Origin of the sequence: Peptoniphilus sp. BV3C26 (genome assembly GCF_000478985.1) — a bacterium.
Classification (GTDB): domain Bacteria; phylum Bacillota; class Clostridia; order Tissierellales; family Peptoniphilaceae; genus Peptoniphilus_B; species Peptoniphilus_B koenoeneniae.
In genome coordinates this window covers 1-15361 of the sequence record NZ_AWXB01000001.1, presented here as the reverse complement: position 1 = coordinate 15361, position 15361 = coordinate 1, and the positions used below count along the sequence as shown (strand labels likewise).

Genomic DNA, 15361 nt, shown 5'->3' with positions numbered 1-15361 from the left:
AAGTTTTAGCAAGGTATGTAGGCTGGGGAGGACTTGCTGATGTATTCGATGAAGAAAAAGGTGGACAGTGGAAAGAAGCGAGGAGCTTTCTAAAAGAGAACTTATCTCAGGCAGAATATGAAGCTGCAAGAGAATCTACTTTAACGAGCTTTTACACACCGAAAACAGTGATTGACGGAGTGTATAAGACGCTTTCGGATATGGGATTTAAACAGGGAAACATTTTAGAGCCAAGTATGGGAATAGGGAACTTTATAGGCAATATCCCTGATGAAATGAATAAGTCTAAGTTTTATGGTGTAGAGCTTGACTCTGTAAGCGGTCGAATTGGAAAGCTGTTATACCCTGAAAGTGATATACAGATTAAGGGGCTTGAAGAAACTTCTTTCTCAAATAACTTCTTTGATGCGATTATCGGCAATGTACCCTTTGGAGAATACAAGGTAAATGACAGGGAGTATAACAAAAATAACTTTCTTATCCATGATTATTTCTTTGCCAAGTCCATTGATAAAGTAAGAAACGGCGGTATTATCGCATTTATTACATCTTCAGGTACGATGGATAAAAAGGACGAAAGTGTAAGACGCTACCTTGCAGCAAGAGCAGAGTTTTTAGGAGCGATAAGACTTCCGGACGATACCTTTAAGGGCGTAGCAGGAACAGAAGTAACCTCAGATATTATTTTCCTAAAGAAAAGGGACAGTATCAGAGAAAGGGATGAGGACTGGATTCACCTTGCTGAAGATGAAAACGGGCTTTTATATAACAAATACTTTGTTGATCATCCTGAACAGGTGCTTGGTTCTATGGAAGAAATATCCGGAAGATTTGGGAATACAATAGCTTGCCTGCCAAAAGAAAACACAGACTTAAAGGAGCTACTGACAAAAGCAAGCGAAGAAATCTCTAAAAATGCTAATTATGAAGAAATAGAGCTACTTGATGATGAAATTACCTCAATTCCTGCCACAGATGATGTTAAAAACTTTTCATATACCATTATTGATGATGAAGTTTATTACAGAGAAAACTCCCTATTTGTAAAGAAAGAAGTAACGGATAAAAATAAGGAAAAGATTAAGGACTATCTTGAGTTAAATGCAGCCTTAAAGGATGTTATTTACAAACAGAAAGAAGATTTTTCAGATGATGAAGTAAAGAAAGCTCAGGAAAAACTAAATGAAATTTATGACAGCTTTTCTAAGCAGCATGGATATGTCAATAACCTTTCTAATACCAGAGCCTTAAAAGAGGATAGCAACTTCCCGCTTGTTTCTTCCATTGAAATCCTTGATGAAGAAGAAAACTTCAAAGCAAAGGGAGATATTTTCTCCAAGCGAACAATCACAAAGGCGAAGGTTATCGACCATGTAGACAATTCCCTTGAAGCTCTTGTTTTATCGGTATCTGAAAAAGGATATGTGGATTTTGAGTATATGGGAAGTCTTACAGATAAAGACAGACCGACTTTGATAGAAGAACTTAGAGGGGAAATCTATCTAAACATCGGAGAAGAACAAAACTTTTATAGACCATTATCTTTTAACCTTGAAGATGGAGATCTACCTTTTGCCTGTGCAAACGGCAGTAATTCATATAAGTACGGCTATGTAACAAAGGATGAGTATCTAAGCGGAAATATCAGGGACAAAATTGCCATAGTAGACAGTTACCTTGCAAAGTTAAGACAAACCGAAAGAGAGTTACCTCATCTTGGCTATGCGGAAGATGGCAAAGAAAAAGAGCTGATAAGCTATGAGATGAACCGTTTGGAATATCAAAAGGCAGAGCTTACTAAAGTTCTTCCAAAGGAGCTTGAAGCAAGTGAAATTAATGTGCGTCTTGGTGCAACTTGGATACCGAATAAGGATATTGAAAAATTTATATTTGAAACGCTGAAAACTCCGGGATATGCCAAATGGGATATTAAGGTTAAATTTTCAAATCTGACAAGTGAATGGAATGTTGAAGGAAAGAGCAGGGACAGAGGAAATGACCTTGCAGAGATGACCTACGGCACCTCAAGGGTAAATGCCTATAAGCTGATTGAAGATGCGCTGAACTTAAAAGAAACAAAGGTATTTGACCAGATTGTAAATCCGGACGGCTCGAAAACTTCTGTATTAAATAAAAAGGAAACGCTTCTTGCAGGGCAGAAACAGGAGCTTCTAAAAGAAGAATTTAAGAACTGGATATTTAACGATCAGGAAAGAAGAAACCGTCTTGTAAAGATATATAACGAGCGTTTTAACTCTATCCGTAACAGAGAATATGACGGTAGCAACCTTTCTTTTGAGGGAATGACCACAGAAATTGGTTTAAGACCTCATCAAAGAAATGCCATAGCAAGAAGCCTTTATGGAGGAAATACCCTTCTTGCTCATGTGGTAGGTAGTGGTAAGACCTTTGAAATGGTGGCGTCTGCGATGGAAAGTAAAAGGCTTGGAATGTGCAGTAAGTCCTTGTTTGTTGTCCCCAATCACTTAACAGGGCAAATCGGTCGTGAGTTTATGCAGCTATATCCGTCAGCTAACATTATGGTTGCAGATAAGAAAGACTTTGAGCCGAAAAACAGAAAAAGATTTATCGGAAGAATTGCCACAGGAGAGTATGATGCCGTTGTAATCGGGCATACACAGTTTGAAAAGATCCCGATGAGTAAGGAATATCAGGAAAAGCATATTCAAGATCAGATTGATGAAATTATAAACTATGTGGAGGAATATAAGCATGACAGAAATCAGAACTTTACGGTAAAGCAGCTTGAAAAAACAAAAAAGAAGCTGGAAACAAGGCTTGAAAAGTTAAACGATGATTTTAAAAAAGACGATGTCATTACCTTTGAAGAATTAGGTGTAGATAAGCTCTTTATTGACGAGGCACATAATTACAAAAATCTCTACCTTTATACAAAAATGAGAAATGTAGCAGGTATTGGGCAGTCTGAAGCTTTTAAGTCCTCCGATATGTTTATGAAGTGCAGATACATGGATGAAATGACAGGTGGAAAAGGTATTGTCTTTGCCACAGGAACGCCTGTCAGTAATTCGATGACAGAGCTTTATACTATGCAGCGTTATCTTCAGTATGAAAGCCTTAAAAAGAATAATTTGGAGCATTTTGATAGCTGGGCTTCTACCTTTGGTGAAACGCAGTCAGCTTTTGAATTGTCTCCTGAAGGGACAGGGTATAGAGTAAAGACAAGATTTTCCAAGTTCTATAACCTTCCTGAACTAATGTCTATGTTTAAAGAAGTTGCGGATATTCAGACAGCAGATATGCTAAATCTTCCAACACCTGAAGCACACTATGAGGTTATAAAGACAATGCCAAGTGAGGAGCAAAAAGAAATCCTAAAGAGCCTATCTGAAAGAGCGGACGATGTAAGAAGCAGGGTAGTAGAGCCTGACGAAGATAATATGCTGAAGATTACTAATGACGGCAAGAAACTCGCCTTAGATCAGCGTTTAATCAATCCTTTACTTCCTGACAATCCTGACAGCAAGGTCAATGTGTGCGTGAAAAATGTCTTTTCCATTTGGGATAAGACAAGAGAAAATAAGTCCACACAGCTTCTTTTCTCCGATATGTCAACTCCAAAAGGAAATGGAGAGTTTAATATTTATAATGATATTAGAGAAAAACTTGTGGCAATGGGAATACCGAAAGAAGAAATAGCCTTTATCCATGAAGCAAATTCTGATAAGCAAAAGGATGAACTCTTTGCAAAGGTAAGAAAAGGCGAAATTCGTATTTTGATGGGTTCTACACAGAAAATGGGAGCAGGAACGAATGTGCAAAACAAGCTGATTGCACTTCATGATTTAGATGTCCCATGGCGTCCTGCCGACCTTGAGCAGAGAGCCGGAAGAATTGTAAGACAGGGTAATGAAAACAAAGAAGTGAATATCTATCGTTATGTTACGGAGAATACTTTTGATGCGTATTTGTGGCAGACCATAGAGAATAAGCAGAAGTTCATTTCTCAGATTATGACAAGTAAAACACCTGTCAGAGTGGCGGAAGATGTGGACGAAAGCAGCTTAAACTATGCAGAGATTAAAGCCCTTGCTACAGGTGATCCGAAGATTAAGGAAAAGATGGATTTGGATAATGAGGTTACAAAACTTAAAATGCTTGAAGCAAACTATAAGTCCAACCGTTATAGATTAGAGGATAAGGTTGCTAAAAACTATCCGGAAGAAATTTCAAGAACAGAAAAACTCATTGAGGCTGTAAAGAAAGATATTAAAGATGTAGAAGCAAAAGCTGAAGGAGAGGAAAAGTTTACTTCTATTACTATCGGTGGTGAGAAGATATTAGATAAAAAGTTAGCCGGAGAAAAGCTGCTTGAAGCGATTTCTAAAGTAAAAATCAATGAAAGCAAAGTTATCGGTAAGTATAGAAACATGGATTTAGAGGTAAGTTACAACTTCTTCACCAATGAGCATAACTTCAGCTTAAACGGTGCTGCAAAGCATTCAGGAGAGCTTGGAACGAGTGCGGACGGTAATATTACAAGGCTTGATAATGCTCTTGAGAAAATGCCTGAGAAATTAAAGAGGCTTGAAGAAAAGCTCTTCAGCACAAAAGAACAGCTTCAAAATGCCAAAGAGGAATTACAAAAGCCTTTTGAAAAAGCTGATGAACTAAAGGATAAGGTGCTTCGCTTGGCAGAACTGAATAAGCTCCTTGATATGGGAGAAGTGGAAGAAAAGAGAAATGATAATCCCCTTGTAGAAGATGTAAAACGAGCCATCATTAACTTCTGCAACAGAGAGTATGAAGAAAATCATAGTTATGATGAGTTTGATACTCTATATCCTGATCTAAAGCACATCGGCATCGCCTATACCAATACACCTGACGAAAGACACGGCATCCAATATGAGCTTAATTTAGAAGCTAAAACATGGACACAGTATATTGATGATACTCCAATCAAAACAGAGAGCTTCGACTATGAAAACAAGGGAGAAAATGAAGCTCTAAGGAATATGAAAAATGAAATAGAGCTATCCTCTTTTGAAGATTTAGTCTATGTGGATTCCGAGGACTTAAAGGCAGCTCTCGGACTGGACATTGATGATGAAGGTAACTTCTATGATCCACTTTCTAAAGACCTTGATAATGATGGAATTGCTGACAGATATGACAATGACTTTAAGGACAGCGATTATTTTGAGTCAACCTATGATGTTGAAGATAATTTGCATACCAAAGAGGAAGCCACACAGAAAACGGGTGATAAACCATCTATCTTAGGACAGATAAGAGCCTATCAGGAAGAAAGTAAAACAGAAGAAAAACAAACTGCAAAAGAACAGGAATATGTACGATAAGGGAGGGAAACCTCCCTTTTACCATGAAAGGAGATAAAACATGGATTACAAAACAATGAGAAATCAGATAGAAGATATTGTAAGTGATAACCACAAGGACTTTGTTAAGGCGGTTATCAGCATGGAAAAAGGTATCAACGATGAAAGTGCTTTGGATAAGCTCTATGAGGCTTATATGGACAATGACACCGTTAATTTACTGCATGAGGAATTTGATTACATGATTGAAGATTTAAGAGAACAGGGGCAGATTAAAGATCTTCCTTATGTTCAAGAGGAGAAAGATAATCTTGTCAATATCGTTGGAAATATTGTAGGAAAGATCGATGTAGTTGAAAGAGAAAATAAGAACGGCGAAGCCTTTCAAGTAGTAAATTTCTCTGTGGCATCTAAAGATGATGAGGGCAATAAGGTATATCATAATTGCTCCGCATACGGAGAAAAGGGTGATATTCCAAAAGACTTTAAGCAGGGAGATTTTGTAAAACTCTTTGGACAGATTAGAACTTCCGTTGACGATAACGGCAAGGAACATACTAACATCAGGATACTTTCTTCAAAGCTCTTAAAGGCAAAAGAACAGATGAAAGGTCGAGATGAAAAGAAAGAGTCTGTGCTTGGAGCTATCAAAAAATATCAGGCTGAAGATAAGGAAAAGCCTAAAGAAAAGAAAGAAGCATCAAAAGAAGCTGAGAGATAAACTTATGGTCGGTGTGGTCTTAGGACTGCACCGACTCTTTTTTTATTTGCGAAAAAAGGAGATAAAGATTATCTCTCCATCTCCTTACCCATATAAATTCCGTAATTTTTTCGTATCTTATAAAGCTCGTCCATAGTAGATTTTGAGGAAGAATACTCTTGCATAAGGGTATTCTTTTTTTCTTGTAATTTATCAAGCTCAGCTAAAATATCCTTTGAATTTGGGAGTTTGGAATAGGATTTTTTAAGCTCAGAGAGAGCATTTTCATATAGGGCAATTTGAGCTTTGTACTCTTCAAAAAATGCCTTGTCAGACGGATTAGCAGTATATTCCTTGTAGCACGCTCTGTATTTTTTAACGGTATGAACTTGCTCCATAGTGGTGGAAAGCTTCTGCATTTCCTTATCAATAGCCTTGATTTTCTCTTGTATATTTTGCCTTTCATCGGCTGATTTTTGAATATACTCGTCAAGCTGTTTAACGGATTTAATGCCATGTTCTCTGATATAGATTATAGACTCAGCCATTGTATGAAGGTTATGTTTGGTTGCCCAATATTCGTAGCCTTTGCTTTTCTTTACCTTTGCATTGGTGTTCATGTCAATAACATTGCCGATGCGTTTTTTGACAGCAGGAGTCTGGATAAACTCTCTTTCTGCAATTCGTTCTTTTAATCTTTCTTCGGTATAATCTTCTCCGATTGTTTTAGCCCTTGTAAATCTCGCCTTATCTTTTGGCTTAAAAGCAATGTGCTTACCGTATTTGATTTCATAGCCGAGATCAGCCATCTTCTTTAAAAATTCGCCCCAGTCCTTTGACTGTTTTATTATTCTATCAATGTCAAATTGAAGCTTACTTTTCCAAGAAGTGCCATGTTTTGCCTGTTCGTTTTCATACCAAGATTTACCGTTAATCTTATATTTTTTCTTATAGCTTTCGTAAAACTCGTCAATAACAGATAGGCTATTTTCTTTGCACAGTTTATCACTCTGATAACGGATTTGGTGGTAGCTTTTCTTGTTAGACTGGTAGCACCGACCTGTTACCATATTTACATTATTGAAGATGATGTGATTGTGGATATGCCCCTTATCTACGTGGGTAGATAAGACAAATTCGTACTCATCTTTGAGTATCTTTTTACACAGCTCCATACCAATCTGGTGAGCCAATTCAGGGCTTGTTTCTCCCGGTAAAAATGATTGAATGAGATGTCTTGCAAGAACGGTTCCTTTTGTTCCTGCGTCATTTCGTGTCCTTAAAAACTGAGTGTGAGCAGTTGCTTCGTGGCATTTATGAGTGCTTACTAAAAGCTGCTCGTCTGTCTTATCTCCATTTACAATGTAGTCAATAGCAAGATTAAGAGTCGATTTTATTGGGTGTATTTTTGTAATTGCCATTATTATTCACCTTCCGTTTCAGATGTTCTTTTCAGAAGTAGTGAATGAATTTGCCACAGCTCTTTTGAGAAATGTTCAATCTCTTTTTTTATATCACCGATGTCCTCTTTGTAGATTACACCTGTCGAATTTACTCGTTTTGCAATCTGATTGATGTTGTTTGTTGCATTAGAAAGTAAGCCTTGTAAATCTCTGAAAGGCTCTAAATCCACTTGATAAATTTCCTTTTCCAAAACGCATTTGCGGATGAAATGGCTCATGTTTCTACACTTCGCAAGTCTTTTTTTCTCTTCAAAAAGAGCCTTTTCTTCTTCAGTTAGTTTAATTTCAAGTCTTTCGTTTCTTGTTCTATTTGCCATAGTTAGTTCCTCCTTTGAATGTATTTCGGGGTCTTAGGGTTCTCCCTAACAAGCTAAAAATTGATAAAAAAAGAAGCAGATCCCCAAGGGCTGCTTCGTCAATTTTCCGTAAGTGTCCGTACACTTACTGTGCTTGCTACAAAAGAATAATTAGAGTAGCAAGCATTAAGCGTGTATAAAACTATTTGTATTTATTGTACCATTTTTTTTATTAGAGTTCCAGAAAATACTTGACAAACATAATCGACAATATTAAAATGATAACTAAGTTATCAAGATGAGGCGGGAAATTGATCAGTAAAGAGAAAGTAGGCAGAGTAATGGCAGATTTGAATGGATATGAGCTTACACATAAAAAAATCATGGATAGTGGTATAAAACATTTCTTAAAGTATGGGTATGAGCGTTCTAATTTGAGAAAAATATGTAAAGACGCTGGTGTTACAACTGGTGCCTTTTATCGCCATTTTGAAGATAAAGAAGATTTATTTATTTCGTTGGTACAACCTTTGGCTGAGGATATCTTAAGTTTTTATGCAAAATTTGAAAAGGAATCTTTTGAAAGTTTGGATAAAAATCATACAGAAAAATTAACTGAAATAAACGTTAATGGATCGATTGAATCTGCTTTGTATATATTTCAACGGAAAGAGATATTTGAACTGTTATTCTATAAAGCATATGGAACTAAGTATGATAATTTTGTTGAAAAACTTGTTGAATTAGAGGATCAAAATAGAAAGAAAGCTATTCGAGTTTTTTCTGACAAAATAGGAAAAGAGATTGATATTCCGGATGAAGCAATACATCTTCTTGATCATTCATATATAAATGCTTTGTGTGAGATTGTTGTTCATTCCAAGTCGGAAAATGAGATAAGAACAAATGCAGATGTTGTAGCAAAATTTTTTAATGAAGGTTGGAGAAAACTTCGTGGGTTTTAATATTCATGGCTTTAAGAATAAGTCTTCATTTTTGCCATATAGATAACTTAGTTAGCTAATATAGTTATCGACTATTAGAAAGTGAAGGAGGTAGAGTATGAAAAAAATTATCATTAAAGTATGATAGAGTGGTTTGAAATTTTATCCACACCTATAAAAAATTAATTAAAAACTATTATGGAGGAATGAAAAATGAAATTAAAAGATGTAGTTCAAATTGCAGTATTAACAGTGATTGGATTTGCTATTGGAATGGCTGTTTCAATGTTTACCGGAACACTTGGAGTAATTGGTCTTTATGCTTCGGCTGGTTTCGCCGCTTTTGTTGTGGGACCGGTGTTTATCATTATGGCAAAAAGAATTCAAAAAAGAGGAGCCGTAGCTTTGTTTTGGGTTATTTACGGTCTATTATACTCAGCAATGGGTTATTGGATTATGATTCCGATTTGTTTAGTTTCGGCAATATTATCAGAACTAATCATTGGCGACTATAAAAATAATGTGAAAGTAGGGATAGCATTTTCTGTAGCAATGTTTGTTGTCGCTATGCACCCTATTATTTTTGTTAAAGTTTTGGGAGTGGAAGGAATTGTTAAATTTGCTTCTTCAATAGGCAGGGAACAAGCTGAATGGATGGCAAATTTCTACACGAATAAAGCGATAGCAATAGCAATAGGTTGCAACATAGCTTTAGAACTGCTTGCAGGACAATTCGGAGTATATATAAACAAAAAATTCTTTGAAAAAAGAAAAGAGAAAGGGCTTTTATAATGGACAAGTTGAGAAAAAGCAAGGCAAAAAACGTAAATCCAATTACTCTTTTCTTAATAATATTGATTTCGTCTTTCTTGGTTTTTCTTGTTAACGGCACATCATATTATGTCCTTTTAGGAATGAGTTTTGTAGTGGTGCTGACTTTTTCATACTTAGAGCTTATCAAAAGAGGATTCATCTATTTAGGGTTATATTTGTTATTGAAGATATTAGCTCATATTGATTTAGGAATGACTACGGGGGCTATCATTGGCTTAATTGCCTTGGTGTTGAAGTTATATCCCATTTTTAATGTTGGGAGAGTATTGATACTTACCAGCCCTCTTAAAATAATGGCAGCTTTAAGAAAAATTCATTTTCCGAATACAATAAGTATAGCTCTTGTAACAGCCTTAAGATATCTCGGAGAATTAGAACTCAGAATCAAAGAAATACGTCAGGGAATGAAAGTAAGAGGCTTAAGATTAAGTCTCTTACACCCCGTCCATTCGTTTGAGCTTTATCTCATTCCATTAATATATAAATGTCTCCATGTAAGTGAGACATTAACTTCTTCTATCATTTCAAGAGGGATTGAGTATGAAGGAGAAAAAACAAGTTATAATCCTATACATTTCGGCATTTTAGATTACACTTTTATATCTGCTTTTTTGATGGTTTTTGTATTATGGAGGTTGGAGAGATGAGCTTATTAAAAACTAAAATTTCAGACTTTCGATATGATGAGGGCAATCTCTCTATTCTTAAAAATATTGATTTAGAAATTGCACAGGGAGAATTAGTAGTTATTACCGGATTATCAGGATGTGGAAAAACTACCTTGACAAGAATTTTAAACGGGCTGATTCCGCATCATTATGGCGGAATTTTTAATGGGGAAGTAAAACTATTCGATAAGCATTTGATGAACTATGAAAAAGGCGAGCTTGCAAAATATATCGGCAATGTATTTCAAAATCCATCGGATCAGTTTTTTGCTACCATTGCGGAAGAAGAAGTCGCCTTTGTCGGAGAAAACTTAGGAATGCCCCTTGAGGAATTAAAACAAAAAACAAAAGAAGCCTTTGAAAAAATGGGAATTAGCGACTTGATGGACAAGAAACTTTCCGAACTTTCCGGAGGACAAAAGCAAAAAGTAGCAATTGCTTCCACTTTGCTATATGATACCAAAATTATTTTCTTTGACGAACCTTCCTCCAATTTGGATTATCAAGGGATTGCTCAGTTTAGAGATATTGTTCGCAGTTTAAGAGCGATGGGAAAAACAATCCTTGTTGCGGAACATCGATTGTTCTTTTTAAATGATTTATATGACCGCTTAATCTATATGAAAGACGGGACGATTGAAAGGGTGTTTTCTCAAGGAGAACTCACAGAGAATGACTGCAAAAAATATGGATTGCGAGCAATCAGTTATAGGTCCCTGAAAGCACAAAACTTGGGTGCGGAACAAGAGAAGGCTGCGAGTATCGTGGATTTAAGTATCAATATCGGGAAACAGGAACTCATAAAGAATCTTTCCTTTGATCTTCATTATGGAGAAATTATGGCGATTATTGGGAAAAATGGAATCGGGAAAACAACATTAGGAAGAACTTTGGCGGGCTTAATTAAAAATAAAGGGAAAATAAGCTATGGAAAAACAACGAAAGAAAGATTGAAGCAATCATACTATATGATGCAGGATGTGGATTATCAAATTTTCTTTGATACGGTGGAAAATGAATTGATCCCTAAAAATAAAGTGAAAGATAGTGAATATCTGAAAGAAGTCACCTTCTACATTAGGGCGATTGATTTGTGGGATAAAAAAATGGATCATCCGCAAGAGCTTTCCGGTGGGCAAAAGCAAAGGCTTGCACTTGCCACTGCCTTTTTAAGTGAAAGGAAAATCATTATATTGGACGAGCCGACTTCAGGGCTTGATTACAAAAGAATGAAAGAAATAGGAGCTATGATAAGGAAGTATGCCGCTAAGAGACCGGTGATTATTATTACCCATGATTTAGAACTTCTCTTTGAGGTGTGTAATACGGTGCTGATGATTGATGACAAGACTTATAAAAAAATACCTGTAAAAGAGAATGAAGCTGAAATATCGGATTTTTTATTTGCTTCCATAGGATAAAAATTTTTGGTATCAAAGGAGGATTCAGATTATGAATTTAATCAAACAGTATGTAAAAGAATATAAGAACACCTACATTCAATCCGTTCTATTGGCAGTTTTAGGAGTGGTATCCGGTCTTGCCGCATATATCGTATTAGCAAAAATGATTGTAGGACTGATTGGAAAAAACGCAGAATTCGGGTTTTATTTGAAATACGGTCTTATGGTATTAGCCGCAATGGTCTTGAAGGAAATCTTTGCGGCGGCTTCCACTTCCATATCGCATCAGGCAACTTTTTATTCTTTAAAAAGAATAAGGGAAGAAATTTCTAAAAAGCTGTTTCGGATGCCCCTTGGAAAGGTTATGAATATTTCTTCCGGTAAGCTCAAGAATATTATTGTTGATCAGGTCGATTCTATGGAAACAACCTTAGCACATATTATTCCTGAGATGACTGCCAATATCATCGGTCCGATTCTCCTGCTTGTTTATATGTTTGTTTTGGATTGGAGATTGGCACTTGTTTCCCTGATTCCTCTTGTGATTGGAATGTTCTGTATGAAATCGGTGATGAGTTCTTATGGAAAAAAGTATCAGCAATCGGTAGAAATCAATCAAAAAATGAATAATGCAGTGCTGGAATACATTGGTGGAATTGAGGTCATCAAGATGTTCAATCAAAGCGAAACTTCCTATCAGAAATACAGTGATGCAGTCCATGAAAATGCTTCGTTTTACTATCATTGGATGAAGGAAGCGATGATCGGTGTGTCTGCGTACAGAAAAATTTCGCCTATGTCCCTGCTCACAATCCTGCCGTTAGGAATTTATTTTTATTTAAATGGCTCTTTAACAATAGCGACCTTTATAACCATTATTGTACTTTCCTTCGGTACTGTCGAAAATATACTGACGGCGACCAATTATATGGACGATCTGTCCAGAATAGGAACGATTACCAAAGAAATTGGATTGATTTTGGATGCCCCTGATCTTGAGCATGGTAAAGGGAATGTTTCGTTATCCGGTAGTGCTATTGAACTGAAAAATGTGGATTTTTCCTACGTGGAAGATAAGAAGATATTAGAAGGAGTCAGCTTATCTATTGGAGAAAATCAGGTAACCGCATTTGTCGGTCCGTCAGGAGGCGGAAAATCGACCATTACAAAACTGATTGCAGGTTTTTGGAATGTAGATGCCGGAGAAGTAAGTATCGGAGGAAAAAACATCAAAGAGATTCCGCTGGAACAGTTATCCGAAACCATTTCTTATGTATCGCAAGACAACTATCTATTCGATATGTCTGTCAGAGAAAATATAAGAATCGGAAAGCCGTCGGCAAGTGATAAAGAAGTAGAAGAAATAGCAAAATTATCCGGCTGTGATGAATTTATTAGAGGACTATCAAATGGCTATGATACGGTTGCGGGTGAAGGCGGAGGGCATTTGTCCGGAGGAGAAAAGCAAAGAATTTCTATCGCAAGAGCCATGCTGAAAAATGCACCAATCGTCATTTTAGATGAAGCAACCTCCTATATGGATACTGAAAATGAGAGCATCGTTCAGGAAGCCATCAGCAATTTGGTGAAAGGAAAAACATTGATTTTAATTGCACATAGGCTTAGAACCGTTGTTAATGCAGATAAAATATTTGTGGTCGAAAACGGGAAGATTGAAAGCTGTGGAAAGCATGAGGAACTTTTAGAAACATCAAAAGTCTATTCCTCTTTGTGGAAAGCTGCGGGAAAGGAGGAGCATTATGATTACAGTATTTAAGAAAATATGGAACTTTGCGGAAAAGGAACAATCGAATATACGAAAGTCCATTATTGTCGGCTTCCTTTGTGCGGCGTTTAACGCAATGCAAATGGGCGGTGTGTATTATGTTCTCGTTAAAATATTTGACGAAACTCTTTCCGTGAAGGATATAGCCATTGTCTTAGGGATTCTTCTTGTCAGCTTAGTCGGAAAGATTATCACGCAATATGTTTCTCAGCTGGAACAAACGCATGCCGGCTATTTTATGGCAGCGGATAAAAGAATTCGTATCGGAAACAAGCTGAAAAAAGTACCGATGGGATTTTTCAGTGAATTCAGCTTAGGAAAGATTACAACAATGAGTACCACCACTCTCAGCCAGATTGAGATGCAGGTACCGATGTTGCTTGTGCTTGTTTTAGGCGGATTACTCAATACTTTTGTTTTTGCCTTAGCCTTGTTTTATTTGCATATAATGGTGGGAATCACTGCAGTTTTAGGAATCCTTGCATTTTTTATTGTCACTTATTTTATGGAGAAAAAGTCAAGAGAAAATGCAAGTGAAATTGGTATCGCTCAAACGCATTTGACAAAACAGGTACTGGAAACTGTACAGGGAATGCAGGTGATTAAATCATACAATTTAGGCGGCAAGAATAATAAAGAACTTAACAATGCGTTTGAAGAAAACTGCAATATTACAATGAAACTTGAAAAAACCATGACTCCATATATCGCCTTGCAGAGAATTGTCCTTGGAATCAGTATTGCCGCTATTATTATTTTATCTGCCAAGTATTACATGGAGGGAAATATGATTTTGGCAGATGCAATTATGTCGATGATTGCCGGTTTTATTATCTTTGAGGGAATCAAGGCGGCAGGAAGTTCTATAGCAATACTGAGAATTGCGGAAAACTCCATCGACAGCTTGAAATATTTGGAACAGATTCCTGAAATAAAAGAAGGACAGGAAACAAGTCCAATCCGTCACCCTAATATTGAATTTAAAGATGTTTCTTTCGCTTATGATGAAAAGACGATTTTAGATCATATTTCCTGTGAGATGAAGAAAAACACCATTACTGCCATTGTCGGTCCGTCCGGAAGCGGAAAGACGACTTTTTGCAATCTGATTGCAAGATTTTGGGATGTGAATGCAGGAGAAATCTTAATAGGTGGGAAGAACATCAAAGAGTATACTCTGCCCCATCTGATGAGTCATATCGCTATGGTATTTCAGAGTGTCTATCTCTTTGAAGATACGATTGAAAATAATATCAAGTTTGGTGTGCCAAGTGCTACAAGAGAAGAAGTCATAGAAGCTGCTAAAAAGGCGATGTGCCATGATTTTATAGAAGCCTTGCCGAATGGATACGATACATTGATTGGTGAAGGTGGAGCCACTCTTTCCGGTGGAGAAAAGCAGAGGATTTCCATTGCCAGAGCTATGTTGAAAGATGCCCCGATTGTCATTTTTGACGAAGCCACAGCAAATATTGATCCGGAAAATGAAGATAAGCTAAAGGCTGCTATTGAAGAACTGACAAAGAACAAAACCATTATTATGATTGCTCACAGGCTTTCTACGATACGAAACGCCGATCAGATTTTAGTTTTAAATAACGGAAAAATAGAACAACGAGGAAATCATGAAGAACTGATGAATCAAGGCGGTTTATATAAAACATTGATCAATATGAAAAATAAAGCAACTGTTTGGAAGATTGCCAATTAGTGTGAAGGAGATGGTTAAAATGAAACAAAACATGAAAGAACAACTGTTAACCAAGACACCGTTATCACTAATGTTCCAACTATCCATTCCGGCAGTGATTGGAATGTTGGTAATTGGGCTGTACCCTCTCATGGACGGAATCTTTGCAGGTAAAATCATAGGACAAACAGCAATGACAGCTTGCGGTGTTGCAATGCCTCTCACCTTTTTTAACAGCGGTGTTTCAACCTTG

At 36.7% G+C, this 15361-nt stretch carries 10 protein-coding genes and 1 pseudogene; 9 read left to right on the top strand and 2 right to left on the bottom strand.

The window, feature by feature from the left end; translation table 11 throughout:
• Together HMPREF1253_RS00055 and HMPREF1253_RS00050 are read left to right on the top strand one after the other, a co-directional pair.
• The coding region (locus HMPREF1253_RS00055) for a helicase-related protein (protein ID WP_023054713.1) at positions 1-5345 on the top strand (5345 nt) is incomplete at its 5' end.
• Positions 5346-5385: 40 nt separating this feature from the next.
• Complete coding sequence (locus tag HMPREF1253_RS00050) at positions 5386-6045, top strand: single-stranded DNA-binding protein (RefSeq protein ID WP_023054721.1); 660 nt, start codon at positions 5386-5388, stop codon at positions 6043-6045.
• A 68-nt stretch (positions 6046-6113) separates the two neighbouring features.
• Here HMPREF1253_RS00050 and HMPREF1253_RS00045 read toward each other — a convergent pair whose 3' ends face one another.
• The gene (locus HMPREF1253_RS00045) at positions 6114-7445 is read right to left on the bottom strand and encodes a relaxase/mobilization nuclease domain-containing protein (protein ID WP_023054715.1); all 1332 of its coding nucleotides are present in this window, start codon (positions 7443-7445) and stop codon (positions 6114-6116) included.
• A gap of 2 nt (positions 7446-7447) precedes the next feature.
• Complete coding sequence (gene mobC / locus HMPREF1253_RS00040) at positions 7448-7804, bottom strand: plasmid mobilization relaxosome protein MobC (RefSeq protein WP_023054714.1); 357 nt, start codon at positions 7802-7804, stop codon at positions 7448-7450.
• 290 nt (positions 7805-8094) lie between these two features.
• Between mobC and HMPREF1253_RS00035 the strand changes: the two genes are divergently transcribed.
• The 7 genes and pseudogenes from HMPREF1253_RS00035 to HMPREF1253_RS00005 form a co-directional block, all read left to right on the top strand.
• A complete protein-coding gene (locus tag HMPREF1253_RS00035) occupies positions 8095-8748 on the top strand; it encodes a TetR/AcrR family transcriptional regulator (RefSeq protein ID WP_023054720.1) in 654 nt (217 codons plus the stop codon).
• A gap of 192 nt (positions 8749-8940) precedes the next feature.
• Positions 8941-9519 carry an MptD family putative ECF transporter S component gene (locus HMPREF1253_RS00030; RefSeq protein ID WP_023054716.1) on the top strand — a complete coding sequence of 193 codons (579 nt, stop codon included), beginning with the start codon at positions 8941-8943 and terminating at the stop codon, positions 9517-9519.
• Positions 9519-10208, top strand: a complete 690-nt coding sequence (locus tag HMPREF1253_RS00025) for an energy-coupling factor transporter transmembrane component T (protein ID WP_023054717.1) — start codon at positions 9519-9521, stop codon at positions 10206-10208. The genes HMPREF1253_RS00030 and HMPREF1253_RS00025 overlap by 1 nt, the downstream gene beginning before the upstream one ends.
• Positions 10205-11650 carry an ABC transporter ATP-binding protein gene (locus HMPREF1253_RS00020; protein ID WP_023054719.1) on the top strand — a complete coding sequence of 482 codons (1446 nt, stop codon included), beginning with the start codon at positions 10205-10207 and terminating at the stop codon, positions 11648-11650. The genes HMPREF1253_RS00025 and HMPREF1253_RS00020 overlap by 4 nt, the downstream gene beginning before the upstream one ends.
• Positions 11651-11681: 31 nt before the next feature.
• A complete protein-coding gene (locus HMPREF1253_RS00015; protein ID WP_023054723.1) occupies positions 11682-13409 on the top strand; it encodes an ABC transporter ATP-binding protein in 1728 nt (575 codons plus the stop codon).
• Positions 13393-15129, top strand: coding sequence for an ABC transporter ATP-binding protein (locus HMPREF1253_RS00010; RefSeq protein ID WP_023054718.1), 1737 nt, complete (start codon positions 13393-13395; stop codon positions 15127-15129). The genes HMPREF1253_RS00015 and HMPREF1253_RS00010 overlap by 17 nt, the downstream gene beginning before the upstream one ends.
• A 19-nt stretch (positions 15130-15148) precedes the next feature.
• Positions 15149-15361 (top strand): annotated as a pseudogene (locus HMPREF1253_RS00005) (MATE family efflux transporter); the annotation flags it as partial.